The sequence below is a fragment of the Brevundimonas faecalis genome (genome assembly GCF_040549405.1).
Lineage (GTDB): Bacteria > Pseudomonadota > Alphaproteobacteria > Caulobacterales > Caulobacteraceae > Brevundimonas > Brevundimonas faecalis.
The window spans coordinates 1315805-1342266 of record NZ_JBEPTF010000001.1 but is presented as its reverse complement, the minus strand read 5'-3'; the positions used below and the strand labels follow the sequence as shown (position 1 = coordinate 1342266).

Sequence of the window (26462 nt, the reverse complement as noted above, 5' to 3'; positions counted from 1 at the left end):
TCGCAGCCGGATCAGCCGGCCAGCTTCTCGTCGATGAACTTCACAGCGTCGCCGACGGTCTGGATGTGCTCGGCGGCGTCATCCGGGATCTCGACGTCGAATTCTTCTTCAAAGGCCATGACCAGTTCGACGTTGTCGAGCGAGTCGGCGCCCAGGTCGTCGATGAAGGAAGCCTTTTCCGTGACCTTGTCCGGATCGGCGTCCAGGTGGTCGATAACGATCTTGCGGACGCGTTCGAGGGTGTCGGACATGAGTGTCTCTCTGCCTGTTGTTTGTCGCCGTGAAGGCGGGGTCTCAGTGTTCGCCGTGTCACGGCAGCTCCGAGGAAGCAAGTCTCTAAAGGACTCACCGCCGCGAGGCGTTCCCGCCCTTTAGCACAGCCTTCGGGGCGGGAAATAGAGTGTTGCGCGTCGTGATCGCGACGCGCAACGCCTTAAATCATCGCCATGCCGCCGTTCACGTGCAGGGTCTGGCCCGTCACATAGGCGGCTTCGTCCGACGACAGATAGACGGCCGCGGCGGCGATTTCGTCGCCCGTGCCCAGACGGCCCGACGGAATCTTGGTCAGGATGGCCTCGCGCTGCTGGTCGTTCAGCACGTCGGTCATCGGCGAGGCGATGAAGCCCGGCGCGATGCAGTTCACCGTGATCCCGCGCGAACCGACTTCCTGGGCCAGCGACTTGGAGAAGCCGATCATGCCGGCCTTGGACGCCGAATAGTTGGTTTGGCCGGGATTGCCGGTCACGCCGACCACCGAGGTCACGCCGATGATGCGGCCCGAACGGCGCTTCATCATGCCCTTCACCGCCGCGCGGGTCAGGCGGAAATAGCTTTCCAGGTTGATCTGGACGACGGACTGGAAGTCCTCGTCCTTCATCCGCATCAGCAGACCGTCCTTGGTGATGCCGGCGTTGGCGACCAGAATGTCCAGCGGACCGCCGGCGGCTTCCTCAGCGCGCGCGACCAGGCCGTCGACCGATTCCGCGTCCGACAGGTTGGCGGCGGCGAAGAAGGCGCGCTCACCCAGTTCCTTGGCCAGATCGGCCAGAACCGCTTCACGCGTGCCCGACAGCACCACGGTCGCGCCCTGGGCGTGCAGCGAGCGCGCGATGGCCCCGCCGATGCCGCCGGTCGCGCCGGTCACCAGGGCGATCTTTCCCGAAAGATTGAACATTTAAGTCTCTCCGTAGTGGCGAGTGATTAGTGGCGAGTGGCGAGGAAAAGCAAAGCGAAGAGGCGAACGTCTCGTCACTCGCCACTCGTCACGGCCTTCGCGAACGCTTCCAGGTCTTCCGGCGTATTCAGCGCCAGGCTCTCGGCGTCCGGCGCGATGCGCTTGGCCATACCGGTCAGGACCTTGCCCGAGCCGATCTCGGCGAAGCGGGTGACGCCGCCTTCCGTGGCCATCCACTCCATGCTCTCGCGCCAGCGCACGCGGCCCGTGACCTGCTCGACCAGCAGGCGGCGGATGACCTCGGCGTCCGTTTCCGGGCGGGCGGTGACGTTGGCCACCACGGCGACCGACGGTGCGACGATCTTAGCGTCCGCCAGGGCGGCGGCCATTTCATCGGCGGCGGGCTGCATCAGCGGGCAGTGGAAGGGCGCCGAGACGTTCAGCGGAATGGCGCGCGCGCCCAGTTCCTTGGCCTTCTCGATGGCGCGGTCCACGGCGGCCTTGTCGCCCGAGATGACGACGTTGCCGTTGTTGTTGTCGTTGGCGACGACGCAGACGCCGACTTCCGAACCGGCCTTGGCCGCTTCTTCCGCCAGGGCCAGGTCGGTCTTCGGGCCGATCAGCGAGGCCATCGCCCCCTTGCCCACCGGCACGGCGCGCTGCATGGCCTGACCGCGCAGCTTCAGCAGGCGGGCCGTGTCCGACAGGCTGATCGCCCCGACCGCCGCCAGGGCCGAGTATTCGCCCAGCGAGTGACCGGCGACGAAGCCGGCCTTGGTCACGTCCACGCCGAATTCGACCTTCAGCACCCTTGCAGCCGCCGCCGAAACGGCCATCAGGGCCGGCTGGGCGTTCTCGGTCAGGGTCAACTGGTCTTCCGGGCCTTCGCGCATCAGGTCGAACAGCTTCTGGTTCAGCGCATCGTCGACCTCGGCGAAGACGTCGCGTGCGCTGGCGAAGGCCTCGGCCAGGGCTGCGCCCATGCCGACGCTCTGGCTGCCCTGACCGGGGAAGAGAAGCGCGAGGGTCATAGAGGAACGTTCCGTGGTCCGTTGATTCAAGGCGCCGAGGCGTAGGCGAAACCCGACCTTACGGCAAGAAGTCGCCCTCTCACGCCGACACCTTGTGCAAAACCGAACGCGCCAATCCCAAGGAATTTCAGGGATTGAACAACTCTTTCATCAATCGACCTGCGTCCGCTCAAACCTGTGCGACAATAACCTCATGACCCGCCGCCCTCCTGGACTCCTCCCCCGCTTCGAAAGGAAGGATCGCAGCCCGCCGATGGCGCCCATTGCACCAATTGCACTGTTTTTCTCGCCTTGCAGTGCAATCGCCGGGCGCCGGCCCTGGCTCAGAACAGCCCGATCAACTCCTTGCCCGCCAGCACGGCGAACAGGATGGCCGCCGCCGCCAGCAAGGCGTTGGACAGGCCGTGGCTGCGCCATTCCCTGGGCACGCGGTCGCTGTTCAGCAACCACAACAAGGTCCCCGCCAGGAAGGGCATGAACAGGCTGCCCAATACGCCATAGGCCACGATCAGACCGAACGGCCGATCGATGAACAGCAGGGCCATGGGCGGGAAGGTCAACCACAGGGCGTAGCCCCGGAACGCCCTGCTCCTGTCGCCCCGCACCGCCTCATCGTCCGCCCTGCCCCTTACATGGGCGGTGAAGTCCGCAAACATCAGGCTGACGCCCTGCCAGACGCCCAGCAGGCTCGAGAAGCTGGTGGCCCAGAAACCAACCAGGAACAGGATGGAAACCGGCCGGCCGAACCGCTCCCTCAACACCTGATCCAGGTCCAGCAGACCCCGGTCGCCGCTCTGAAGCGCGATGCCCGCCGCGTGCAGCAGTTCGGCGCCCACGATCAGCATGGCCACCACGAAGACCCCGGTGACCAGGTAGGCCACGCGGTTGTCCAACCGCATGATCGACATCCAGCCCGGCCCCTTCCAGCCCTTGGCGTTCAGCCAGTATCCATAGGCCGCCATGGTGATGGTGCCGCCCACCCCGCCGATCAGACCCAGGGTATAGAAGACCGACCCCTGCGGCAGGCTCGGCCACAGGCCGGTCAGCAGGGCCGGAAGATCCGGCGTCACGATCACGGCCAGACCGACGACGGTGACGAACATCACCCCGACGCAGGCCGTCATCACCTTCTCGAACAGGCCATAGCCCCCGAACCAGACGAAGATCAGCCCGGCGACCCCGCTCAGCATCCCCCAGGCCTTCAGGTCCAGGACCGGGAACAGCGCCGCCAGGGGCAAGGCCGTCGCCGTCATGGCCGCCGCGCCGTAGACGAAGCCCCAGACGACGACATAGAGGCCGAAATACAATCCCGCCCAGTTCAGCCGCCCGCCGACCGCGCCGGGCAGCAGCCCTCGACCCAGGCTGGACCAGCCATCGAAGATCGTCCTCTCGCTCGCCAGGGTCCAGCGCCCCACGGCCTCGGCCAGGGCGATCTTCAGCAAGGTTCCCACGACGGCCGCCCACAGCAGGGCGTAGCCGAAACGCGATCCGGCGATGAGAGTCGCCACCAGATCGCCCGCCCCGACGCCCGTCGCCGCCACCACTATGCCGGGCCCGATCAGGGACCAACGGTTCCTCGGCGTCGCGGCTTGGGTCATGATGATGGCTCCGACTGCGTGCCGCAGGAGCCTGACGCGGTTCGCCCGTCTCGCCAAGCCTGCCCGCCATGCCCGGCCGGTCGCCTGACGATCGGCGCTCAACCCTTGCCCTGACGCGTCTTTTCGCTTATAGGCGCGCCCTTTCCAGGGCTTCGGTCCTGTTGCGGAATGTCAAAGGGACGGGAGACACCCGGCCGCCGCTGCAGGAGCCATCGTGGACGAACTACCCGGTTCGCCCGCGCCGATGTCCGCCAAGGGAGACTGCCGCATGGCTCTTTACGAGCACACGGTCATGACGCGCCAAGATATCTCGGCGCAACAGGCCGAAGCGCTGAACGACACCATCAAGGCTCTGATCGAAGAAGGCGGCGGCAGCGTCGCCAAGATCGAGTACTGGGGTCTGCGCAACCTGACCTACCGGGTCAAGAAGAACCGCAAGGCTCACTATTCCCTGCTCGCCATCGACGCCCCGGCCGCGGCCGTGGCCGAAGTCGAGCGCCAGCTGTCGATCAACGAAGACGTTCTGCGTTGGCTGACCGTCCGCGTCGAAGAGCTGGACCTGGAGCTGTCGCCCCTGCTGGCCCGCCGCGAACGCGAGCGTGACCGCAACCGCGGCGACGAAGCTGCGGCCTCGGAATAAGGAACCGGATCATGACCGACACCATCGCTCCCATCCCGGGCGCCCCGGCCGGCTCCGGCTCGGCTGGCCGTCGCCCCTTCTATCGTCGCCGCAAGGTCTGCCCGTTCTCGGGCGCCAATGCGCCGAAGATCGACTACAAGGACGTGAAGCTGCTGCAGCGTTACGTTTCCGAACGCGGCAAGATCGTGCCTTCGCGCATCACCGCCGTTTCCGCCAAGAAGCAGCGTGAACTGGCCAAGGCCATCAAGCGCGCTCGCTACCTGGCCCTCCTGCCGTACGTGGTGAAGTAAGATGAAGGTCGTTCTGCTGGAACGCGTCGAGAACCTCGGCGCCATCGGCGACGTCGTCACTGTCAAGGACGGCTTCGCTCGTAACTTCCTGCTGCCGCGCGACAAGGCTCGTCGCGCCACGGCCGCCAACCTCAAGGCTTTCGAACTCGACCGCGTCGCCATCGAGGCCCGCAACGAGAAGAACAAGGCCGAGGCTCAGAAGATCGCCGACAAGATCGACGGTCAGACCTACGTCATGATCCGTCAGGCCGGTGAAACCGGTCACCTGTACGGTTCGGTCGCCGCCCGCGACGTCGCCGAGGCCGTTCAGGCCGAAGGCGGCAAGGTCGAGCGTTCGCAGGTCGTTCTGAACACCGCCATCAAGGCGCTGGGCGTCCACGAAGTGCCGGTTCGCCTGCACGCCGAGGTCACGGCCACGATCAAGATCAACATCGCTCGCTCGGCTGAAGAAGCCGAACGTCAGGCTCGCGGCGAAGACGTCATTCGCAGCCAGTTCGACGACGAGCGCCAGGCCGCCGAACAGGCCGCCCAGGAGCTGATCGAAGGCGGCGCCGGTCAACAGGAAGGCTTCGGCGACGAAGCCTGATCTGTCTGACGACGGTATCGATCAAGGGGCGCGTTCTTCGGGACGCGCCCCTTTTTCTTGGTCGAAAGCGTTAGCTTTTCTAATCAATCCATCAAATAATCTCGATATTCCGCGCCGTTTTCGCACCGCAATATCGCCACAGCTCATCCTCCCTCGATGGGCGGGAGATGACGATGCGAATGCGCTTCTATGTCGAGATCCATCGCCCGGTCGCCCGACCGCCGCGATGTCCGGCTTGCCGCTGACCCCTTGCAGGTCGGTCCGCCGCCGACCTTGACGACCACAGTTATCGACGCGCTCATGGACCGTCGCTGCTCAACGGCGCGGCGCGATTCCTTGCGTCCAATCAGAAAAGCAGACCTCTCGAGATGACCCGACCCTCCGTAACCCGTTCCGCCCTGTTCCTGGCCTCCTCCAGCGCCGCCCTTCTGGTCGCCGGCGCGGCCCTGGCCCAGGAAGCCCCCGGCCAGGCGACTTCCGTCGACGACATCGTCGTGACCGGAACCCGCGTCGCCAACCGTTCCCGTCTGGACACCGTCGCGCCCGTCGACGTCGTCACCGCCGAAACCCTCGAGCAACGCGGCTCGACCGAACTGGCCGCCCAGTTGGCGGCGACGGTTCCGGCCCTGAACTTCCCTCGCCCTTCGGCGACGGACGGCACGGATTCCATCCGTCCGGCCACGCTGCGCGGCCAGGGGCCTGACCAGACCCTGGTTCTGGTCAACGGCGTCCGTCGCCACCAGACAGCTCTGGTCAACCTGAACGGCTCGGTCGGGCGCGGCTCCTCGGCCGTGGATCTGAACGCCATCCCGTCGTCCGCCGTCGATCGGATCGAAGTCCTGAGAGACGGAGCCGCGGCCCAGTACGGCTCCGACGCCATCGCCGGCGTCGTGAACCTGCGCCTGCGCGAAGCCCGGAGCGGCGGCGGAGCGACCGTGACCTACGGCTCCTATGTCACCGACTACACGGGCTTCTACGGCCGCAAGGGCGATATCCGCGACGGCGACACCACCACCGTCGCGGCCTGGCAGGGCTTCGGCCTGGGCGCCGAAGGCTTCCTGACCGCGTCGGTCGAGTACCGCGATCGCGAACGCACGAATCGCTCGGACATCAATCCGGCCCTGGGCCGCATCACCGGCGGCCAGGGCGACGCCCAGACCGAGGACCTGTCAGTCTATCTGAATGCGGGTCTGCCCCTTGGCGGCGGCTGGGAGGCCTATGGCTGGGCCGGCTATCAGCAGCGCGACGCCTCGGCCGCCGCCTTCTATCGCACCCCGACCGACGCCACCCAGAACCCCGACTACGGCTCGGGCCGCAAGTATCCGAACGGCTACCTGCCCTACATCCTGACCGATACGACCGACTGGACGGCGGTGGGCGGCGTGCGTGGACAGTTCGGCGCCTGGAACCTGGACGTGAACCTCGGCTACGGCACGAACCGGATCGAGTTCGGCGTCGAGAACACCATGAACCCGACCTATGGCCTCAACGGCCCGACCTCCTTCGACGCGGGCTCGCTCGAGTACGGTCAACTGGTGTTCGGGATCGACGCCTCTCGCGAATACGACCTGGGCTGGGCCGGACCGCTGAACGTCGCCCTTGGCCTGGAAGCCCGGCGTGAAACCTATGAGATCGGCGCGGGCGAGGTCGCTTCATACGCGCGCGGGACTGTCCTGACCGCAGGCGGCAACACCCTGACCTGGGGCTCGCGCGGCTTCACCGGCTTCACCCCGAGCAACGAGGTGGACGAGGATCGCAACAACGTCGGCGTCTACCTGGACCTGGAAGGCGAGGTCATCGAGAACCTGACCCTGTCGGGCGCCGTCCGCTATGAGAACTATTCGGACTTCGGCGACAACGTCTCCGGCAAGTTCGCGGCGCGCTATGACTTCAACCCGCACTTCGCCGTCCGGGGCGCGATCTCGTCCGGCTTCCGCGCGCCCAGCCTGCAGCAGCAGTATTACACGCAGACGGCCGTCCTCTACATCAACAACATCCCCTATGAGACCGGCACCTATCCGTCGATCAGCAAGGTCGGCCTGGCTCTGGGCGGCACGGCGCTGAAGGCGGAAACAGCGCTCAACTATTCGCTGGGCTTCGTCGTGCGGAACGGACCGTTCGAACTGACGGCCGACGCCTATCGCATCGACGTCGACGACCGGATCATCCTTTCCGAGACCCTGACCGGCAGCAATACGGCGGCGGTCGGGACCAATGCCCGGACCATCTTCGATCTGCTGGCGCCCTATGGGGCGTCGGCCGCACGCTTCTTCATCAACGGCGTGGACACCGAGACGACGGGCCTGGACGTGGTCGCCCGCTACAGGACGGAAACGGCGGCAGGCCATCGACTGGACTTCACCCTGGCCGGCAACGTCAACGACTTCAAGGTGACCAAGACGCCGACCACCCAGAGCGGAATCCTGCCCGTGCCTACCTCGCTGTTCGGGCGCCAGGCCGTCTATCGCTTCGAAGAAGGCTCCCCGCCGTGGAAGGTCGTCTTCCAGACGGACTGGGAAGCGCAACGTCTGGGCGGAACCTTCCGCCTGACCGGCTACGGCGACGTTCTGGCGGCCGGCGCGTCGGAGGCGACGGATCTGCAACTGGGCGACGCCCTGGTGGCCGACGTCGAGGCTCGCTACCGCTTCTCCGATCGCGTGACCCTGTCTGTCGGCGCGGACAACCTGCTGGATCAGTACCCGCGCCAGAGCCTGCGCGAGAACAACACTACGGGGGCCTTCCCCTTCTCCAACTTCTCGCCCTACGGCTTCAACGGCCGCTTCGTTTACGGGCGACTGGCGGTGAAGTGGTGAACGAACCGGCGGAGGCCGCGGCGCAAGAGGAGACCCTCCCCTCTTCTGCGCGCCGAGCCCTGCTGCTGGGCGGGGGCGTGGCGGCTGCGGCGGCGAGCGCCGCCGCCGTCGCGCCCCAACCGGCCCGGGCGGCCGCTGTCGAGCTGGGCGACGAAAGCACGCTCAGCCCCTGGGGCGCCAACCCCAAGGGGCCGCCCCAGCCCCTGCCGCGCGGAACGGATCTGCCCGGCGCGCCCAGGCCCTATACGGAGATCAGCAGCTACCACGCCCACATCTACTTCAACGAGGACACCGCCTATCGGGCGGCGCGTCTGCGGGACTGGGTGATCGACCGTTTCCGGGTCGAACTGGGCGATTGGAACGAGGGACCGCGCGGACCGCACACCACGCCGTCCTTCTACTTCGGGTTCGCCACGGAGCAGGTTCCGACCGTCGTGCCCTGGCTGATGCTGAACCACCTGGGGCTGAAGATCCTGATCCACCCCAACACCGACGATCCATACGCCGACCATCTGATCAACGCCTTGTGGATCGGAGACACCCAGCCGGTGAACGCCTTCCGCATGGCCCGTTCGGCGACGGCGGCTGGCGGGGACATCGAAAGAATCTATCCCAACACCCTGCCGACTGTCTCGCTGGAGACCTGACGTCTTCGTCGGCGTTGTTCAGGCAAGTGCATCCGCCTAAGCTGGGTCGTTCCATCGGAGGGGTCCGCATGAAGAAGGCTGCGCTCTTTCTCGCCGTCGCCGCCAGCCTTTGGGCGACAAGCGCCAGCGCCATGACGGTGCAGGAATTCCTGACCGCCGCCAACCGCATCCCCCGTAATCCGACCGCCCTGCTGCGGTCGGACACGCGGCGGCTGATGAACGAGATGAAGACGGCCTTCAAGACGGTCGGAGACGAGCAGAAGACGGCCCAGGCGGCGGGCCGCCGACCCGCCACATGCGTGCCTGAAGGCGCCAGGATCAGCCTGTCGCCTGACATGATCATGGCCCGCTTCAACGCGATCCCGCCCGCTCGCCGCAACATCAGCGTGACCCAGGCGGTGCGGGAATGGATGGCGGCCGAACATCCTTGCCCCGCCTGACCCCTTCACGGACTTGCGTCATGGGACAGCGGGGCGCATCTAGCCCCGCATGTCGCAGTTTCGTCCGCTTACCCTCCTGGTTTTAAGCCTCGGCGCCTTGCTTCTGCTGGGTGCGCCGCCCCCCGCCGCCGCCCAGTCCTCGGGCATGACGGTGCAACAGTTCCTGGCCTCGGGCTCCAACATTCCGCGCAACCGCGCCGCCGCCATGCTGCGCCCCGAAACTCGTCGCCTGATCCGCGAGGTCACAGGCGCGGTCAGCACGGTGAAGGCCGAGCAGGCCTCGGCCCTATCGGCCGGACGGCGACCGGCGCACTGCATCCCGCCCTCTGGCACGGGCATCACGCCGGAAGCCCTGGTCGCCCGCTTCGAGACCATGCCTGAGGCGCGCCGCCGCATCACCGTGACCCAAGCGGTTCGCGAATGGATGGCCGAGCGCTATCCCTGCCGGAACTGATCCGCCGTCCACTGATCCGACAGCGGTTTTCGGGACGCTCCACAGCCGCCGACAGATGTTCCACCACCAGAGCGACGCCCGCGTCTGACGCAGGCGTCGCTTACGGCTATGGCTAGTCCAATGAACGCCCTCGCTCCCATGCCCTTCGGAAGCCCCGACCAGGTCTCCGTCCAGTCCATGCCCCACAACCTGGAGGCGGAGCAGGCGCTGCTGGGTTCGCTGATGTTCGACAACGCCGTGTTCGAGCGCCTGTCGGACCGACTGCGCGGCTCGCACATGTACGAGCCCTTCCATCAGCGACTGTTCGACGCCATCGAGGACCATATCCGCCAGGGACTGCTGGCCGAACCGACCATCCTGATGGAGCGCTTCAAACAGGACCCGGCGTTTCAGGAATTCGGCGGCCTGCGCTACCTCGCCGACCTGGTCGACCGCGCGCCGCCGGCAGCCAATGCGCCCGACTACGCCCGCGTCATCTACGACCTGGCTCTCCGCCGCGACCTGATCCGCATCGGCGGGGAGATGATCAAGGAGGCGCCCAATCCCGAGACGCCGGCCGACGAGCAGATCGAACAGGCGGAACAGACCCTCTACTCCCTGGCCGAGACGGGCAAGCCGTCGTCCGGCTTCGTCAGCTTCTCCCACGCCCTGGCCGGCGCCGTCGAAATGGCGGGCGAGGCCTATCAGCGCGAGGGCAAGCTGGCGGGTCTGGCCACCGGTCTGGTCGACCTGGATCGCAAGCTGGGCGGCCTGCACCCGTCCGACCTTCTGATCCTCGCCGGTCGTCCGTCGATGGGCAAGACGGCGCTCGCCACCAACATGGCCTTCAACGTGGCCCGCGGCTATCAATGGGAGCCGACGCCCGAGGGCCGCAAGACGGTCAACGGCGGGGTCGTCGCCTTCTACTCGCTGGAAATGAGCGCCGAGCAGTTGGCCATGCGTATCCTGGCCGACGCTTCCGGCGTGTCTTCGGACAAGCTGCGCAAGGGCGAGATCGACGCCAGCGACTTCGGCAAGCTGCGCGACGCGGCGGTCGAGATCGGCGAAAGCCCCCTCTATATCGACGCCACCGGCGGCATCTCCATCTCCAAGCTGGCGGCGCGCGCACGGCGTCTGAAGCGGATGGAGCACGGCCTGGACCTGATCATCGTCGACTACCTGCAGCTGGTGACCGTGGGCGAAGGCGGCGGCCAGAAGAACCGGGTGCAGGAAGTGTCCGAGATCACCGGCGGCCTGAAGGCCCTGGCCAAGGAACTGAACGTTCCCATCATCGCCCTGTCGCAGTTGTCGCGTCAGGTGGAGCAACGCGAGGACAAACGGCCCCAGTTGTCCGACTTGCGTGAATCCGGCTCGATCGAGCAGGACGCCGACTGCGTCATGTTCGTCTATCGCGAAAGCTACTACCTGGGTCGGGCCGAGCCGCGCGAAGGCACTGAGGAACACCTGCAATGGCAGCAGGACATGGACCGTCTGCAGGGCCAGGCCGAGGTCGTCATCGGCAAGCAGCGTCACGGCCCCATCGGCATCGTCAAGCTGGCCTTCGACGCCGACACCGTCCGCTTCGGCAACCTGGCGCACGACGGCCGCTACGGCGGCGCCTATGCGGATATTCCCGAGTAATTCGACCCAAAGGCCGTGGCGCCGCACGAAACTTGCGGCATAAGGCCTTCATGTCCCTCCCCGGCTCCCTCACTGTCGATCTCAGCGCCCTTGCGCGCAATTTCCACACCCTTCAGGGCCTGATCGGCGTGCCGGTCAACCCGGTCGTCAAGGCCGACGGCTACGGCCTGGGCGCCGCCGCCGTCGCTAGGCGGCTGATGGCCGAGGGGGCGCGAACCTTCTTCGTGGCGAGGGCGGCCGAGGGCGTGCTGCTGCGCGAGGCGATCGGGCCTGAGCCCGTCATCTATGTGCTGGACGGCTGCCACGGGTCGTCGGCGGCCATGATCAAGGCGGCGAACCTGCGCCCCGTCCTGAACCAGCCGGGCCAGATCGAGGCCTGGACGGCGGCGGGCGGCGGCGCCTGCGGCCTGCAGATCGACACCGGCATGAACCGCCTGGGCTTCCGCGTCGAGGACGCGCCCGAGCCGTTCGAGGGTCTGGAACTCGTCATGACCCACCTCGCCTGCGCCGATGAGCCGTCGAATCCGCTGAACCGCGCCCAGCGCGACGCCTATGCGGCGGCCGTGACCCGCTATCCCGGCGTGACGCGGTCCTTCGCCAATTCGGGCGGCTGCTTCCTGGGACCGGACTTCGCCTTCGACGTGGCCCGACCCGGGATCTGCCTCTACGGCGGCGGCCCCGAAGGCAAGCCGGACAGCCGCATCGCCCCAGTGGCCACGCTGAACGCCCAGATCATGCAGGTGCGTGACGTTCCGGCCGGTGAAACGGTCGGCTATTCGCAAGGCTATCGCGCCGAGGCGCCGATCCGCGTCGCGACCTGCGGGACCGGCTACGCCGACGGGGTCATGCGCAGCAACAGCCCGCGTGGACAGGTCTGGGTGGCGGGCGAGCTTCGCCCTGTCCTCGGCCGCGTCTCGATGGACGTCCTGGCGGTGGACGTCACCGGCCTGGATGTGGCGGCCGGCGACACGGTCGAGATCTTCGGCGCCAACCGCCTGGTGGACGACGCGGCGACGGCGGCGGGAACCATCAGCTACGAGATGCTGACCTCGATCACGCCGCGCGTGCCGCGCCTCTACGTCAGTTGACGGCCAGGGACGCCGCGCCCACGGCGCCCGCAACGAACATCGCGACCACGGAGGCCGCGATCATGCTGACCACGACCCACAGGACGATGGCGGCCAGGATGACCACGACGGTGTAGCCCAGGGCCTTGTCCTGCGGCGCCTTCATCAGGCTCGGCAGGCCGAGATACAGCAGATAGAGGCCGTACAGGCCGATCAGACCGCCGACCCAGGCCAGGACCGGGAAGAGGCTGAAGACGCCGCCGACCCAGGCCGCGGTCGAGGAATAGACGGCGACCTTCATCGCCTTCAGTTGATCCTTGGTTCCGTTGAAGGTCGGCGCCAGGGCGTCGATGATCAACGCGAGGACGAAGACCGACAGAAGCGACAGGCCCCAGGTGATGATGGCGCCCAGCAGGCCGCCGACCAGGGGCGTCCGCATGACCGTGCCGAAGATATGGATCGGGAACAGCTGGCCGCCGATCAGGCCCGCCAGCGGCCCGATGGCCGCCAGGATCATGGCGTAGCGGGCGAACAGGCTGCGGGTCGTGGCGGCTTCGGCGTCGATCACCGGCCATTCCAGCTTGGGCTGGAGCAGGATGTTCTTCACCCGGGCCACAAGGCCGGGATTGATGGCGGAGGAGTTTTCAGCGGTCATAAGAGGCCTCGGTTGGGGGAATCGAAACGGGGCGATAACACGGCAGGATGACGACCATATGAGGCGAAGCGCAACCTGAGCCTTAAATCTACGTCAATAACGGACGTAGACAAGCTTCCCGCCCCTCGCCAAGACGCCGATTCCTGCTAGGTCAGGATCATGGCGCGCGACACCCTTCTCTATGTCTGTCAGTCCTGCGGGGCGGTTCATTCCAAATGGGCGGGCCAATGCTCGGCCTGCGGCGAGTGGAACTGTCTGGCCGAGGAATCCAAGGCAGCGCCGCCCGGCGCGATGAAGCCCGCCTCGACCGCGCGCGGACGCGGTCTGCAGTTCGAAACCCTGCAGTCCGATACGCCCGAACCGCCGCGCATCGTCACCGGCGTGACCGAGTTCGACCGCGTCTGCGGCGGCGGCGTGGTGCCCGGCTCAGCCATCCTGCTGGGCGGCGACCCCGGCGTGGGCAAGTCGACCCTGCTGCTGGAGGTCACGGCCAAGGCGGCGCGCAACGGCGCCCGCGTAGCCTATATCTCGGGCGAAGAAGCCATCGAGCAGATCCGCGCGCGGGCCAAGCGTATGGGGGTGGCCGACGCCGCCGTCTCTCTCGCTTCGGCCACGGCCCTGCGCGAAATCCTGACGACGCTGAAGCGCGACAAGTTCGACATCGTCATCATCGACTCCATCCAGACCCTGTGGTCCGACGCGCACGAGGCCGGGCCCGGCTCCGTCACCCAGGTCCGCGCCTGCGCCGCCGAACTGGTGCGACTGGCCAAGGACGGCGGCCCGGCCATCGTCCTGGTCGGCCATGTCACCAAGGACGGTCAGATCGCAGGGCCGCGCGTGGTCGAACACATGGTCGACGCCGTCCTCAGCTTCGAGGGCGAGCGCGGCTATCCCTTCCGCATCCTGCGCGCAGGCAAGAACCGCTTCGGGGCGACGGACGAGATCGGCGTCTTCGAAATGGGCGACGCTGGTCTGCGCGAAGTGACCAACCCGTCCGCCCTCTTCCTCGGCGAAGGCAAGGACCGGGCGCCGGGCGCGGCCGTCTTCGCGGGCATCGAGGGATCTCGCCCCGTTCTGGTGGAGATTCAAGCACTTGTTGCGCCTTCCGCATACGGCACGCCAAGGCGCGCGGTCGTGGGTTGGGACAACGGACGCCTGGCCATGCTGCTGGCCGTGCTGGAGGCGCGCTGCGGCCTCGGCTTCGGAGACAAGGACGTCTATCTGAACGTGGCCGGGGGACTGCGGATCAACGAACCCGCCGCCGACCTGGCAGCCGCCGCCGCCCTGATCAGTTCCGCCCTGGACATGCCTTTGCCGCAGGGCTGCGTCGTCTTCGGCGAGATCGGCCTGTCGGGCGAGATCCGCGCCGTCAATCGCGCCGAGGCCCGATTGAGGGAAGCGAAGAAACTCGGCTTCGACCGCGCCCTGGCGCCGTCTCAGGCCAAGGACAAGGTCAAGAAGGGCGACGTCACCGTCACCGCCACCGGCTTGCTGACCGAGGTGGTCGAGCGAATCTCCCAAAACCGCTATTGAGGCGACCTCTTCTTCTCCAGCGATTGCAGCGCGCGTGACCGGCTACGACGTCTTCGTCATCCTTGTACTTCTGGCCTCCGGCGCCGCTGGCTGGTTCCGGGGCGGCATGCGCGAACTGACGGCCCTGCTCAGCTTCTTCTTGGCGGGCCTGCTGGCCCTGATCACCCTGCCCTGGACCGCGCCCTTTGGACGATCGCTGGTCAATCCCGACTGGGCGGGTTCGGTTCTGGCGGTCGGCCTGACCTTCCTGATTCTGTATTTCGGCATGCGGTTCATCGGCTCGGCCATTTCCAAGGGCGCGCGAGGAAACGCCCTGGGCGTGGTGGACCAGACGTTCGGCCTGGCCCTTGGCCTGGTGCGCGCCCTGGCCCTGATCGGGGCCGTGCATCTGATCCTGATGGGGGTCATGCCCGACAATCCCCCGCGCTGGCTGACCCAGGCTGCCCTGGCCCCTGTCAGCGAGGGCGCGGCCAAGGCCATCCAGACCGTCCTGCCGACCCTGGGCAAGGGCGCGGACGCCCTGACCCCCGTGGTCGGTTCTTCCGTCCGCGAAGGGTTTTCCGATCAATGAGCCTTGCCCTCGACGCAATGGCGGACTACGTGCGCGGCGCCGCCGCCTGAGTTATCCTGTCCCGGTCATCGGAGCCTGACGATGCGCCACCATATCGCCGACCCCCTCGTTCACCGCGAACACTGGCGCGAGCCGGAGGACGACCAGCTTCGGCTGGAATGCGGCGTCTGCGGCGTCTGGGGCGCGCCCGAGAACGAGGCCTCATCCATCGTCGCGCTCGGCCTGCACGCCCTGCAGCATCGCGGCCAGGAAGCCTGCGGCATCGCCAGCGTCAGCGCCGAACGCTTCTACACCGAGCGCCATCAGGGCCTCGTCGGCGAGGCCTTCGGCAACGCCGAACTGACCACCCGCCTGCCCGGCGGCGCCGCGGTCGGCCACACCCGCTACTCCACCGCCGGCGGCAGCTTCCTGCGCAACATCCAGCCGATGTTCGCCGATCTGGACCAGGGCGGAATCGCCATCGCCCACAACGGCAACCTGACGAATTTCAAATACTTGCACGCGCAGCTGGTCTCGGAAGGCGCGATCTTCCAGTCCACCTCGGATTCCGAGGCCATTCTTCACCTGATCGCCCGCAGCCGTAAGGCCAAGATCGTCGAGCGCTTCATCGACGCCCTGGGGCGGATCGAAGGCGGCTACGCCCTGGTGGCCCAGACGCGCTTCAAGATGATCGGCGCGCGCGATCCGCTGGGCATCCGACCTCTGGTGCTGGGCAAGGTCGGCGAGGCCTGGGTGCTGGCGTCCGAGACCTGCGCCCTGGACACTATCGGCGCCACCTTCATCCGCGACATCGAGCACGGCGAAGTCGTCGTCATCGACGAGGAAGGCCTGACCTCGATCAAGCCCTTCCCCGCCCGCGCCGCCCGCCCCTGCCTGTTCGAATATGTCTATTTCGCCCGCCCCGACAGCGTGGTGAACGGCCGTTCCGTCTATAACGTCCGCAAGGAAATGGGCCGCCGCCTGGCCCGCGAGTTCCAGGTCGACGCTGACATCATCGTGCCGGTGCCGGACTCGGGCGTGCCCGCGGCCCTTGGCTATGCCCAGGAAAGCGGCCTGCCCTACGAAGTGGGCATCATCCGCAGCCACTATCTGGGCCGCACCTTCATCCAGCCCAGCCAGGGCGCCCGTCAGAAGGGCGTGCGGATGAAGCACAGCCCCAACCGCGCCGCCCTGGAAGGCAAGCGCGTCGTCCTGATCGACGATTCCATCGTGCGCGGCACCACCTCGCTGAAGCTCGTCCGCGCCGTACGCGCGGCGGGCGCCAAAGAGGTGCACCTGCGCTCAGCCAGCCCGCAGATCCTCTTCCCCGACTTCTACGGCATCGACATGCCGGAACGGTCGCAGTTGATGGCCGCCACCCACACCATGGACGAGATGCGCGCCATCCTGGAGGTCGACTCCCTGGGCTTCCTGTCGATCGACGGCCTCTATGACGCCCTGGGCGCCGGACCGCGCAACGCGGCCCAGCCCCAGTTCACGGACCACTACTTCACCGGCGACTATCCGACCCGGCTGCTGGACCGTGAGATCGAGGAAGGCGGACGCGATTCCAAGGGCGGGCAACTTTCCCTGCTGGTGAACGCTTAAGTCGGCATGACCCGACTCGGCTACGTCACCATCGACACGCCCGACATCGCCAAGGCCCGCGTCTTCTATGCGGGTCTGTTCGGCTGGACCTTCGACGAAGCAGGCTCCCTCTCGACTTATTTGCACGTGGCGGGGTCGGACCCCGCCTTCGGCATCGTGCGCGGCGAGCAGAAGGCCTACGGCAACCTCTATTTCCGCGTGGAGAATATCCACGCCGCCTGCGAGCGCGTGAACGCCCTGGGCGGCCACGCCGCCATTCCGGCCGAGAGCGCGTCGGGCCTGTCGGTCCTGGTCAGCGATGATCAGGGCGTGACCTTCGGTCTGTGGCAGCCCGCAACCGGCTACTGAGCCTTTCGCCCGGCTCCGCGCCGCGCTATCAGCGGCCTATGTCCGAATACGCTTCACTCCCCCTTTCCGGCCGAATCGCCTTGGTCGTCGGCGCCTCGCGCGGCATCGGCTACGAGGCCGCCCTGGCCCTGGCCAAGGCCGGCGCCCACGTCGTGGCGACCGCCCGCACCCAGGGAGGACTGGAGGAACTGGACGACGCGATCTTCGCCGCCACGGGGCAACACGCCACCCTGGTTCCGTTCGACCTGGTGGACGGCGGCGCCGTCGATCGCCTGGGCGGCGCCCTGTTCGAGCGTTTCGGCAGGCTCGACATCTGGGTCCAGGCCGCCGCCACCATGGGGCCTTCGGGCCTGACCCCGGTCGCTCACGCCGAGCCGCGCGAGTTCGCCAAGGTCGAGAAGATCAACTTCACCGGCGTCTATCGCCTGATCCGCTCGTTGGAGCCGCTGCTGCGCGCCTCCACCGCGGGACGCGCCATCCACCTGACTACCAGCGTGGCGACCGCGCCGCGCGCCTTCTGGGGCATGTACGCCGCGACCAAGGCCGGCGCGGAAGCCTTGGTCAAATGCTGGGCCGATGAGGTGGAGAGCACGCCGATCCGCGTCGCCGTGGTCGATCCGGGCCGGATGCGCACCCAGATGCGAGCCCAGGCCTTCCCCGGCGAAGATCCCGAAACCCTGCCTCACCCGTCCGAGATCGGCCCGCTGATGGTCGAACTGGCGCGCGCCGACCTGACCCCGCCTCTGAGCGTCAGCTTCAAGGAATGGAATCAAGGCCTGTCGGTCGAGGCCCTGGTCTGATCGTGCAATGAACATGCGAGGGGCGATGGAGGCGGGAACGACTGCATCCACGAGCGCCGCTCGCCAGCCTTCGCGCACGCCGACCGTTCCCCTTGCCGACGCCGTCGCCCTGGCGGCTTCGGTCGCCCTGATCCTGATCTATTCGGACTTCTGGGGCTCTCCCCTCACGGGTTATGGAGAAAAGTCCGCCGACTTCCTCCGCAACTTCTACTACCCGGCCTACCCCCTGGCCCTGATGCTGGTCTGCATGAGGCCGGGACAGGCCGTGAAGGCTGTCCTGAAGTCGCCCTTCCTGATCGGTCTTCTGGTGCTGACGGCGGCGACCTATTTCTGGTCCATTGCTCCGGATCTGACGCTTCGCCGCATCCCGGCGCTGATCTTCACCACCCTGGCGGGCGTCGCTCTTGCATCACGATGGAGCTGGCGCAGCCTGGCCGAGATACTTGCGGGCTCACTGGGGGCGCTGGCGGTCCTGGCCCTGCTCTTGGGGCTGCTGCTGCCGGATATGGGGCGGATGCAGGAGTTGTTCCCCGGCGCCTGGCGCGGGCCCTGGCTGGAGAAGAACTCCCTCGGCAACATCATGGTCCAGACGACGGCCTGCCTCATCGCTGCTGGCGTCATGTCGCCCGAACGGCGCAAGCTGTGGTTCGCCCTCGCCTGCATCTCCATCGCCTTGGTGGTGCTGTCCACCTCGAAGACCGCCCTGGTCGTGTTGATCCTGTCATTGGGCTCCATCGGCTTCGTCGCCATGGTCAAGTCGGGTCCGATGCGGGCTGTGATCTCCACCTGGCTGGCGGTCTTCGGCGTGGTCGCCGTCGGCGTCTTCATGGTGACGCAGACAGACCTGTTCTTCGAACTGCTGGGCAAGGACGCCACCCTGACGGGGCGCACCAATATCTGGGCGGGCATCATGCACCAGATGGCGGATCATCCCTGGCGCGGCTTCGGCTATGGCGCCGTCTGGGACGACCCCGCCCTTTCAGGGCCCAAGGCCTGGGTCTCCTTCCAGGCCAATTTCACGCCGGCCAACGCCCACAGCGGCTGGCTGGAGCTCTACATCTCCCTGGGCCTGGGCGGCGTCATCCTGTTCGCCCTGTGGCTGTTGCAAGCCTGGATACAGGGCCTTTGGGCCGCCTATGTCAGTCCGGGCGGCTGGTTGGCCCTGCCCCTGCTGACCAGCTATTCCGTCACCTTGCTGACTGAAAGCGTCGCCATGAACTGGCATGAGTTGCGCTGGGTCATCATCATCGCCGTGAGCCTGAAGCTGGCGCTCGGCGACAAGGTTCGCATCAACCCCGCTCTGCGCACAACGCGACAGGCGCCAGGTCCCGCCGTTCCCTCAGGGCGACGGGACCGCCGATAGAAGGCGCCTTCCTACTTCTTCGGGGCGTGCTTCTGCCCGGTGCGCACGCGACCGGAACGGGAGACCTGACGGGCGCCGCCACGCGCGCCCTTCTGGACGGCGATGCTCTGCCCCGCCTTCTTGCCCGCGCTGGCCTTCAATCCGCCCAAGGCCTTGACCTTGGGTTTGGCGCCCGACTTCTTCTGCTCCAGCGCCTTGCCGGGCAGATTGGACAGGGCCTCGGCCTTTTCGGCCTTCAGCACCTTGCGCGGCGCGGTCTTGGCGTCGCCCTTGTAGCGTTCGGGGCCGGACTTGGCGCCGCCGTCGGCATAGGGGTTGGCCGAGCCTGACTTGACCGTCAGCCGGATCGGCGTGCCGGGCAGGTCGAAGCTCTCGCGCAGGCTGTTGACCAGATAGCGCTGATAATGTTCGGGCATGTCCGAGGCGCGGCTGGCCATCAGAACGAACGTCGGCGGGCGCGCCTTGGTCTGGGCCATGTATTTCGGCTTCACGCGCTTGCCGTTGACGGCGGGCGGCGGGTGCCTCTGGGTGGCCATGGACAGCCAGGTGTTCAGGTCCTTGGTCTTGACCTTCACCGACCAGGTTTCATAGGCCTTGATGACGGCTGGCATCAACCGGTCCACGCCGCGCCCGTTGTGCGACGACAGAGCCACGAAGGGCGAGCCCTTCAGTTGCGGCAGCTTGTCTTCGGCCAGGCGCTTCAGTTCGGCCAGCTTGGACTGAGGTTCTTCTTCCAGGTCCCACTTGGAGGCGACATAGACCAGGGCGCGGCCTTCGCGCTCGACTAGGTCGGCCAGTTGCAGGTCCTGAGTGTCGAAGGCGTCGTCCTTGTCCATCACCAGAACAACCACCTCGGCGAAGGTGATGGCGCGGATGGTGTCGGCGACCGACAGCTTCTCCAGCTTCTCCTGAACGCGGGCCTTGCGGCGCATCCCGGCGGTGTCGACGAAGCGGATCGCCCGGCCTTCGTATTCCCAGTCCACCGAGATGGAGTCGCGGGTGATACCGGCTTCGGGCCCGGTCAGCAGGCGGTCTTCGCCCAGCATCCGGTTGATCAGGGTCGACTTGCCCGCATTGGGACGACCAATGATGGCGATGCGGATCGGCTTGTCGGGTTCGTCGATCTCTTCGATGAAGATATCGGCCGAGGCCGCCAGCAGAGCCTGATACAGATCGGCCATGCCCTCGCCATGCTCGGCCGAGATGGCGACCGGCTCGCCGAAGCCCAGAGCGTGAGCTTCGCCGACGCCGCCGCCGCTCTCGCGGCTTTCGGACTTGTTGGCCAGAAGGATGATCGGCTTCTGCACCTTGCGCAGTCGGTCGGCGAAGATGCGGTCCAGCGACGTCACGCCCTCGCGGGCGTCCATCATGAACATGACCACTTCGGCGTCGTCCAGCGCGGCCTCGGTCTGCTCGCGCATCCGGGCTTCCAAGCTGTCGTCGGTGACGTCTTCGTAGCCGGCCGTGTCGATCAGCGTCAGATCCATGTCGCCGATATTGCCGTCGGCGTAGCGACGGTCGCGGGTCACGCCCGGGCGATCATCGACCAGCGCGAGACGCTTGCCGACGAGGCGATTGAACAGTGTCGACTTGCCCACATTGGGGCGGCCGACGATGGCGACCTTCAGAGCCATGTCGGCCTTCTAACCTAGATTCAGGAAAAGATCAGCGGATGCTGACCAGCTTGCCCTCGTCCGTCAGGACATAGAGGACGCCGTTATAGGCGGCCGGGGCGATATAGGCGGCCGAACCCAGCTTGACGCTGGTCGTCTGTTGACCGGTCTTCGGGTCGAAGGCCACGGCCTCGCCGTCGGAGTTGACCAGGACCAGACGGTTGGAGGCCAGGATCGGCCCCGACCAGGTCGGACGCACCGTGCGCTTGCCGAACCCAAGGAAGCCGCCTTCGCGACGGGCGCGGCCTTCGTTCAGGTCGCGGGTCCAATAGACCTGACCGTTCTCACGATTGACGACCGTCAGTTCGCCGGCCTTGGAGACGACATAGATCACGTCGCCGACCGGCAGGGGGGCGTTCACGCCCGCAACCGGCAGAGACCACTTGGCCTGGCCGGTGCGCAGATCCATCGATTGCAGGACGCCCGACTGGCTAACGGCGTAGACGGAGCCACGGCTGACGACGGGACGACCGGCGATGTCGCGAATCTCCGACAGGGCGCTGGTGCGGCTGGTGCGCGACAGGACTTCCTGCCAGACCGGCTGGCCGTTCGAGGCGCGCAGAGCCACCAGCTCGCCCGAAGAGAAGGGCGCCACCACGGTGTCGCCGCTGACCGCCGGGCTGGAGGCGCGCATGATGCGGGCCGGCTCGGTGATGCCGCGATAGGACCAGTCCTGCTGCCCTGTGGCGACATTGAAGGCCATCAACTGGTTGTCCACGTCCACGACGTAGACGCGCTGGCCCGATACGGTCGGGGCGCCATGGATCGGCAGATCCGTCTTGGACTGCCAGACGACCGCGCCGGTCGCGGCGTCCAGGGCCGTCATCGAGCGGTAGCCGGACGAGACGAAGACCTTGCCCCCGCCGACAGCTACGCCGCCGCCGAAACCACCGCCGCCGTCGCCTCCGCCGAAACCGATGCCCAGGAAGCGCGAGCCGCGATCCGTCTCAGCCGACTTGACGCTGGCCTTCCACAGGACGGCGCCCGAGCCGGCGTCGACGGCCGTGACGCCGGCCTCGCCGTCCAGGACGAAGACCTTGCCGCCGTCGGCGACGACCGGCGCCATGACCTGGCGAGTACGTCCCGAACCGACGCCGATGTCCCGGCGCCAGCCGACCGTGAACTCAGGCGCAGCGATGACGTGTTCGACGGCGTTTTCGGCTGTTCCGCCCGGCTGGGTCCAGGCCGTGGCGGCTTGAGGGCCCGGCAGGAAGAAATCGCGCCCCGACAGCGCGGCCGAGGGCGCCAGCTGCTGTTCGAACTCCAGGATCGAGATGCGCTGGCCCTCGGTCGCCTTGGCGACTTCTTCCTTCTGGCCGCCGAGACCGAAGGGCATGACCCGCCGCACGGTGCCGCACGAGGCGACGGTGACGGCCAGGCCGCAAAGCAGGGCGACTTTCAGCGTGCGATTCATAGAGTGGGTCCTGAAAGCGTCGATTACGGTTGGACGGCGGCCGGTTGCGCAACCGGCACGGCGGCCTGGGCCGCAGCCTGAGCCGGAGGTTGCGCCGCTTCGGGCGGCAGGGCGGCGGCGGCGCGAACGATGTCGGCCAGACCCGCGACGGCGCCGGAATCGATGGCTCCGACGGCGACCTGAGCGCGTTGGCGGATCGAATCAGGCACGTCCTGACCCAGTTGAAGCTGGACGAAGATCTGCCGAGCATCGGCGTTCTTGCCGTGTTGCAGCAGAGCCATGGCCTGGGCTTCCTGAGCAAAGGCGTGCAGCGGACGCTTGTCCTTGGCCAGGGGCTCCAAGCGCTTCTGAATTTCTTCCAGGGGCGCGGTGTCCATCTGCAGGAAGACGGCCTTGATCGCCGCCGCATCGGCGATGATCGGATCGCCGGCGGCCTTGGCGGCGTCGTCGAACAGCTTGACCGCATCCTGGGTCTTGTTCGCCGTGACGGCGATTCCGGCCTGCTGCATCAGGGCCAGGGCCTTATAGGCGCCGTTGCCCGACTTGGCCGCTTCGGCGAAGGCCGCGTCGGCGCCGGTCGGGTTATTGGCCTGAAGCGCCTCCATCCCCCGGTCATAGGCGGCCGAAGCCTTGTCGGCCTGACTGGTCTGCCAGCTCTGCCAGCCCCACCACGACAGGGCGGCGATCAGGGCGACCACCAGCACGCCGCCGATGACCGGCAGCCAGGTGCGCGCAAAACGCTTGTAGCGGTCGGAGCGAAGCTCCTCCTCGACCTGTTCGAAGACATCAACCACGAAAGTCGCCCCAAAAATGCAGCCAAGACCGGTCGTTAAACCGCCGCGACCCTAGAGGGTCGAGGTCGCGCCCGCAACGCAGGCGTTGATCCGCAACCAGCTTTTTCCAGCACTAGTGGGCGAGTTGGTCAGGAAAACGGCGATCAGATCTGTTGCGACAGCTTCACCGCTCCAGCCGCCAGCAGGGCCACGATGACCCCGGCCGCGACCCAGAACCCCTGGATTCCGCCCATCGCCGCCACATCCAGACCCGCCAGACCCGTCTTTTCCAGCAAGGATTGGACGGCTGTTCCGCCGTCCAGACTCGCCATGGCCAGGCTCTGCTCCACCGCGCCCGGCGCCCGGAAAAGATTGACGTCGACGCTCATCACCTCACGAACGGCGATAACGCCGCCGACGAGGCCCGCGAAAGACAGGGCGATCGCGCGGAATCGCGAGCCCTTGCTCAACCGACCCGCAACGCGAGCCTCGAACACCGCCGAATCGGCGAAGGCGGGCGGCGCTGCGAACAGGCGTTCGATCGCCGGATCGAATTCGTCAGCCGACATGGGAGACGCTCCTGTGAGGCGCCGGCGATTCGAGCCGGGCCCGAAGTTTATCCAGACCACGCTTGACATGAGATTTCACCGTTCCGAGCGGCAAATTCATGGCGCTCGCGATTTCCTGATGCGACAGCCCCGCTCCGTGACAAAGGGAGACACAGAGCCGCTCCGGCTCGGTCAGCCCCTTCAAGGCTTCATCCAGATCCATGCGCACTGCGCTGTCGACGGCAGGCGCCGCCTCGTCTTCATTCTGTTCAACTTCAGAAATGTAGCGCGCATTTTTAGTGCGATGCCTCAGATAGAGGCGCGCGGCGATGCGCTTGATCCAGGCGGCGAAGGTCCCCTCGCCCCGGAATTCCGCGCACTTCTCGAACGCCAGTAGAAAGGCGTCCTGAGCCACGTCGTCGGCGAGAGCGGGCTGGGCGCCCATACGGCGCAGCAGGCCCCGCACGGCTGAGCCGTGTCGACGCACCAACTCGCCGAACTCGCGCCGACCGCCCGCCGCCGACAGGGCGGCGAGCTCGACGTCGTGCAGGTCGCGTAAGGGTTTGGCCATGACGGTTGTCCCTGCGGCCGACCTCAACCCTTGTTCTTGTTGAAGAAACTCAGAACGATGAAGGCCAGGCCGATCATGCCCGGAACCGCAGCGCTGCCGGCGATGGGATAGAAGGCGTCCATCTCGGCGAAGCTGACCATGTAGCCGAAGAGCGCGACGCCCAGGCTGACCGACAGCAGGATGACGCCGACTCGCAGATCGCGTGACGCCGATGCGGGCGGCTTGATGTTGTCCTTGCTCAACGAGTCGATGACTTCCGGCGGCAGCGGTTGCCCTCTCTCGATGGCCGAGCGCAGGGTTGCCTGCATATCCTTGCGTTCCTTGCTCTTCAGCCAGGTCGGCACGAGCACGATCGCGCCGATCATGATGAAGAACGCTACGGGAATGAACTCTTCCATGGGTTTCGCCCCTTCTTGAACCTTGGAGCCGAGCGTGACGCTGCGGCCTTCTGACGACAAGAGGCATCGGCAGGCCCGAACAGATGCAGGTTCGCGCATGAACTCTTCGTAAGGTGCGAAATCCAGCCTCCGAGAGCAGCGCTGACGTCACCACAGCGTGACTCGACAGCCGCTCCATGCGGGTCAAGGTTAGCGGCACGGTATCTCTAAATCCGCGCGTGCAGTGGCTTTTCGTCTCCTCCTATCCCCGAGGTTCGCCATGCTGCCCCAACTGTCCGCCCTGGCCTGGTTTCATACGCTCGGCAGCCTGCCGGCCGTTCCCATAGGTCTGATCCTGTTGCTGATGCATGGGCGGATCAATCCCGCGACACGGCTGGGCAAGGCCTATCTGGCATTCATGTTCGTCGGCGCGATCTCTGCCGTCTTCGTCATCAAGAGCCCGCCAGGGGCCGCCATCGCGGCGCTAAGCCTGATCTCGCTGACCGTCGGCGCCAGCGTGGGTTACATCAGACCGCTGGCTCGCTATCGCTGGCCGATAGAGACCATCGCGCTGAGCATTTCCTATTTCACCCTGCTGTTGCCCAGCATCACCGAGACCCTGACACGGCTGCCCGCTGGCGACCCCATAGCCTCGGGCGTCGAGGATTCATTGGTCATAGGCTTCCAACTGTCCCTGCTGGTCCTGCTGGTTCTCGGCATCACCCTGCAGTTCTTGTCCCGCCGCCGTCGCCAGTCGGCGGCGGTTCTCGTCTGAAGGAGAAAGCGTGCCCCGCATCACCTATCGTATCGTCCCCCACGACGGCGGCTGGGCCTACAAGTTGGGCGACAGCTTCTCCGAGACCTTCAGGCGTCGCGAAGACGCCCATGCGGCGGCGGTCGCCGTCTCACGCGAACAGAAGGTGCCCGACGCCACCGCCTGGATCGAGTACGAGGCCGGCGACGGCCAATGGGTGACGGAACGCGCAGACGGCCATGACCGGCCGGAAACCGAGGTCGAGGACTAACCCCCGAAAGCCTGGGCGTAGAGATCAGGCTTGAAGCCGACCAGGGTGTGGCCGTCGCCCAGGTCCAGCACCGGCCGCTTGATCATCGACGGTTGGGCCAGCATCAGGGCGACGGCCTTGTCGGCGTTCAGGTCGGCCTTGTCCGCGTCCGGCAGCTTGCGAAAAGTGGTCCCGGCGCGGTTCAGCACCGTCTCCCAGCCATGCTCGGCGATCCAGCGCTCCAGATCGGCCTTGTTCGCCCCCGCGACCTTGTAGTCATGGAAGGCGTAGTCCACGCCCTGCCCGTCCAGCCAGACGCGCGCCTTCTTCATCGTGTCGCAGGCCTTGATGCCGTACAGGGTGATGGTCATGGAGCGCTTCCTCGCTTGCTGAGGACCGCGATCTGGCATCAGGAGGCGGAGGGGTCAAATTCCGGTGCCTGGGTTGAAGCGAATATCCGCTTTCGACCCATAGCGGACCTCGCCTACCGGGCGTAGGCTTCGCCTCATGCTGATCCGCGTCGCGAACATTATCGCCTTGGTCGTCCTACCTTCGGCAAGTTGCACTACGACACAAGCAGTCAGCAGTGCTGAAGCGGCCTGTGCTGTCGCGACGGCTCGGGTGACAGCACAAAGAGGCCTTGAACCCAGCCATGTAGCGTTCTGCGACGACATCTCCGAAGGGGACACCCCTGCCGGATACTACGTCACCGCTCTGCGCGCTCACTGCTCCGAGGACCTTTGTGGCAGCACGAATATGGGCTGGTTCGCCGTTCAGAAAGCCACTGGCGAGGTGTTCGAGGTGGAGGACGTTACCGACTGGAGGCTCGGGCGACGTGTGCCTGATGTCCGCTAACCGCCCATTGCCGACGCTTGGAACTTCCGC

At 66.6% G+C, this 26462-nt stretch carries 30 protein-coding genes; 18 read left to right on the top strand and 12 right to left on the bottom strand.

Going from position 1 to position 26462, the window contains the following annotated elements:
* Positions 1-11: 11 nt before the first annotated feature.
* From ABIE19_RS06625 to ABIE19_RS06610, 4 genes are all read right to left on the bottom strand, one after another.
* Positions 12-251 (bottom strand): acyl carrier protein, encoded by a 240-nt coding sequence (locus tag ABIE19_RS06625; RefSeq protein ID WP_105564338.1) that lies wholly within the window; start codon positions 249-251, stop codon positions 12-14.
* Between the two features lie 182 nt (positions 252-433).
* Positions 434-1174, bottom strand: a complete 741-nt coding sequence (gene fabG / locus ABIE19_RS06620; protein WP_297933777.1) for a 3-oxoacyl-[acyl-carrier-protein] reductase — start codon at positions 1172-1174, stop codon at positions 434-436.
* A 74-nt stretch (positions 1175-1248) separates the two neighbouring features.
* Positions 1249-2205 carry an ACP S-malonyltransferase gene (fabD, locus tag ABIE19_RS06615; RefSeq protein WP_354088331.1) on the bottom strand — a complete coding sequence of 319 codons (957 nt, stop codon included), beginning with the start codon at positions 2203-2205 and terminating at the stop codon, positions 1249-1251.
* A 323-nt stretch (positions 2206-2528) separates the two neighbouring features.
* Positions 2529-3803, bottom strand: a complete 1275-nt coding sequence (locus ABIE19_RS06610) for an Nramp family divalent metal transporter (RefSeq protein ID WP_354088330.1) — start codon at positions 3801-3803, stop codon at positions 2529-2531.
* Between the two features lie 268 nt (positions 3804-4071).
* On the opposite strand from ABIE19_RS06610, the gene rpsF reads away from it, so the two are divergent.
* The 9 genes from rpsF to alr all read left to right on the top strand — a co-directional run bounded on the left by rpsF (position 4072) and on the right by alr (position 12381).
* A complete protein-coding gene (rpsF, locus tag ABIE19_RS06605) occupies positions 4072-4443 on the top strand; it encodes a 30S ribosomal protein S6 (RefSeq protein WP_354088329.1) in 372 nt (123 codons plus the stop codon).
* A gap of 11 nt (positions 4444-4454) precedes the next feature.
* Positions 4455-4733: a 30S ribosomal protein S18 gene (gene rpsR / locus ABIE19_RS06600; protein WP_354088328.1), complete on the top strand. Its 279-nt coding sequence runs from the start codon at positions 4455-4457 to the stop codon at positions 4731-4733.
* A 1-nt stretch (position 4734) separates the two neighbouring features.
* Positions 4735-5319, top strand: coding sequence for a 50S ribosomal protein L9 (rplI, locus tag ABIE19_RS06595; RefSeq protein ID WP_354088327.1), 585 nt, complete (start codon positions 4735-4737; stop codon positions 5317-5319).
* Between the two features lie 368 nt (positions 5320-5687).
* On the top strand, positions 5688-8132 hold the full coding sequence (locus ABIE19_RS06590; RefSeq protein ID WP_354088326.1) for a TonB-dependent receptor plug domain-containing protein: 2445 nt from the start codon (positions 5688-5690) through the stop codon (positions 8130-8132).
* Complete coding sequence (locus tag ABIE19_RS06585) at positions 8129-8779, top strand: DOPA 4,5-dioxygenase family protein (RefSeq protein ID WP_354088325.1); 651 nt, start codon at positions 8129-8131, stop codon at positions 8777-8779. Before ABIE19_RS06590 ends, ABIE19_RS06585 begins: the two co-directional genes overlap by 4 nt.
* A 68-nt stretch (positions 8780-8847) precedes the next feature.
* A complete protein-coding gene (locus ABIE19_RS06580) occupies positions 8848-9219 on the top strand; it encodes a hypothetical protein (RefSeq protein ID WP_354088324.1) in 372 nt (123 codons plus the stop codon).
* Positions 9220-9268: 49 nt separating this feature from the next.
* Positions 9269-9673 carry a hypothetical protein gene (locus ABIE19_RS06575; RefSeq protein WP_354088323.1) on the top strand — a complete coding sequence of 135 codons (405 nt, stop codon included), beginning with the start codon at positions 9269-9271 and terminating at the stop codon, positions 9671-9673.
* Positions 9674-9793: 120 nt separating this feature from the next.
* On the top strand, positions 9794-11293 hold the full coding sequence (locus tag ABIE19_RS06570) for a replicative DNA helicase (RefSeq protein ID WP_354088322.1): 1500 nt from the start codon (positions 9794-9796) through the stop codon (positions 11291-11293).
* Between the two features lie 50 nt (positions 11294-11343).
* Positions 11344-12381: an alanine racemase gene (gene alr / locus ABIE19_RS06565; RefSeq protein ID WP_354088321.1), complete on the top strand. Its 1038-nt coding sequence runs from the start codon at positions 11344-11346 to the stop codon at positions 12379-12381.
* On the opposite strand, the gene ABIE19_RS06560 is transcribed toward alr, so the two are convergent.
* The gene (locus ABIE19_RS06560; protein WP_354088320.1) at positions 12374-13015 is read right to left on the bottom strand and encodes a YIP1 family protein; all 642 of its coding nucleotides are present in this window, start codon (positions 13013-13015) and stop codon (positions 12374-12376) included. The two genes, alr and ABIE19_RS06560, sit on opposite strands and share 8 nt — an antisense overlap.
* Before the next feature lie 159 nt (positions 13016-13174).
* Here ABIE19_RS06560 and radA point away from each other — a divergent pair, with 159 nt between their 5' ends.
* From radA to ABIE19_RS06530, 6 genes are all read left to right on the top strand, one after another.
* A complete protein-coding gene (gene radA / locus ABIE19_RS06555; RefSeq protein WP_354088319.1) occupies positions 13175-14548 on the top strand; it encodes a DNA repair protein RadA in 1374 nt (457 codons plus the stop codon).
* Between the two features lie 34 nt (positions 14549-14582).
* Positions 14583-15119 (top strand): CvpA family protein, encoded by a 537-nt coding sequence (locus ABIE19_RS06550; protein WP_354088318.1) that lies wholly within the window; start codon positions 14583-14585, stop codon positions 15117-15119.
* 81 nt (positions 15120-15200) lie between these two features.
* Positions 15201-16706, top strand: coding sequence for an amidophosphoribosyltransferase (purF, locus tag ABIE19_RS06545; RefSeq protein WP_354088317.1), 1506 nt, complete (start codon positions 15201-15203; stop codon positions 16704-16706).
* A 6-nt stretch (positions 16707-16712) separates the two neighbouring features.
* Positions 16713-17054, top strand: coding sequence for a VOC family protein (locus tag ABIE19_RS06540; RefSeq protein ID WP_354088316.1), 342 nt, complete (start codon positions 16713-16715; stop codon positions 17052-17054).
* A 38-nt stretch (positions 17055-17092) separates the two neighbouring features.
* Positions 17093-17854, top strand: coding sequence for an SDR family NAD(P)-dependent oxidoreductase (locus ABIE19_RS06535; RefSeq protein WP_354088315.1), 762 nt, complete (start codon positions 17093-17095; stop codon positions 17852-17854).
* A gap of 7 nt (positions 17855-17861) precedes the next feature.
* Entirely contained in the window at positions 17862-19217 is a 1356-nt protein-coding gene (locus tag ABIE19_RS06530; protein WP_354088314.1) for an O-antigen ligase family protein, read from the top strand.
* Positions 19218-19228: 11 nt separating this feature from the next.
* On the opposite strand, the gene der is transcribed toward ABIE19_RS06530, so the two are convergent.
* The 6 genes from der to ABIE19_RS06500 all read right to left on the bottom strand — a co-directional run bounded on the left by der (position 19229) and on the right by ABIE19_RS06500 (position 24594).
* Complete coding sequence (gene der / locus ABIE19_RS06525; protein ID WP_354088313.1) at positions 19229-20851, bottom strand: ribosome biogenesis GTPase Der; 1623 nt, start codon at positions 20849-20851, stop codon at positions 19229-19231.
* Between the two features lie 31 nt (positions 20852-20882).
* The gene (locus ABIE19_RS06520) at positions 20883-22304 is read right to left on the bottom strand and encodes a PQQ-like beta-propeller repeat protein (protein WP_354088312.1); all 1422 of its coding nucleotides are present in this window, start codon (positions 22302-22304) and stop codon (positions 20883-20885) included.
* 23 nt (positions 22305-22327) lie between these two features.
* On the bottom strand, positions 22328-23098 hold the full coding sequence (locus tag ABIE19_RS06515; RefSeq protein ID WP_354088311.1) for a tetratricopeptide repeat protein: 771 nt from the start codon (positions 23096-23098) through the stop codon (positions 22328-22330).
* Positions 23099-23241: 143 nt separating this feature from the next.
* On the bottom strand, positions 23242-23646 hold the full coding sequence (locus ABIE19_RS06510; RefSeq protein WP_354088310.1) for a hypothetical protein: 405 nt from the start codon (positions 23644-23646) through the stop codon (positions 23242-23244).
* Positions 23636-24196, bottom strand: coding sequence for an RNA polymerase sigma factor (locus ABIE19_RS06505; protein WP_354088309.1), 561 nt, complete (start codon positions 24194-24196; stop codon positions 23636-23638). Before ABIE19_RS06505 ends, ABIE19_RS06510 begins: the two co-directional genes overlap by 11 nt.
* A gap of 23 nt (positions 24197-24219) precedes the next feature.
* A complete protein-coding gene (locus ABIE19_RS06500; protein WP_354088308.1) occupies positions 24220-24594 on the bottom strand; it encodes a DUF6249 domain-containing protein in 375 nt (124 codons plus the stop codon).
* Positions 24595-24853: 259 nt separating this feature from the next.
* On the opposite strand from ABIE19_RS06500, the gene ABIE19_RS06495 reads away from it, so the two are divergent.
* Both ABIE19_RS06495 and ABIE19_RS06490 read left to right on the top strand, forming a co-directional pair.
* Positions 24854-25348 carry a DUF2306 domain-containing protein gene (locus tag ABIE19_RS06495; protein WP_354088307.1) on the top strand — a complete coding sequence of 165 codons (495 nt, stop codon included), beginning with the start codon at positions 24854-24856 and terminating at the stop codon, positions 25346-25348.
* Positions 25349-25358: 10 nt separating this feature from the next.
* Positions 25359-25598, top strand: coding sequence for a DUF2188 domain-containing protein (locus ABIE19_RS06490; RefSeq protein ID WP_354088306.1), 240 nt, complete (start codon positions 25359-25361; stop codon positions 25596-25598).
* Here ABIE19_RS06490 and ABIE19_RS06485 read toward each other — a convergent pair.
* Positions 25595-25948 carry an ArsC family reductase gene (locus ABIE19_RS06485; RefSeq protein WP_354088305.1) on the bottom strand — a complete coding sequence of 118 codons (354 nt, stop codon included), beginning with the start codon at positions 25946-25948 and terminating at the stop codon, positions 25595-25597. The two genes, ABIE19_RS06490 and ABIE19_RS06485, sit on opposite strands and share 4 nt — an antisense overlap.
* 136 nt (positions 25949-26084) lie before the next feature.
* On the opposite strand from ABIE19_RS06485, the gene ABIE19_RS06480 reads away from it, so the two are divergent.
* Positions 26085-26432 carry a hypothetical protein gene (locus tag ABIE19_RS06480; protein ID WP_354088304.1) on the top strand — a complete coding sequence of 116 codons (348 nt, stop codon included), beginning with the start codon at positions 26085-26087 and terminating at the stop codon, positions 26430-26432.
* Positions 26433-26462: the final 30 nt, after the last annotated feature.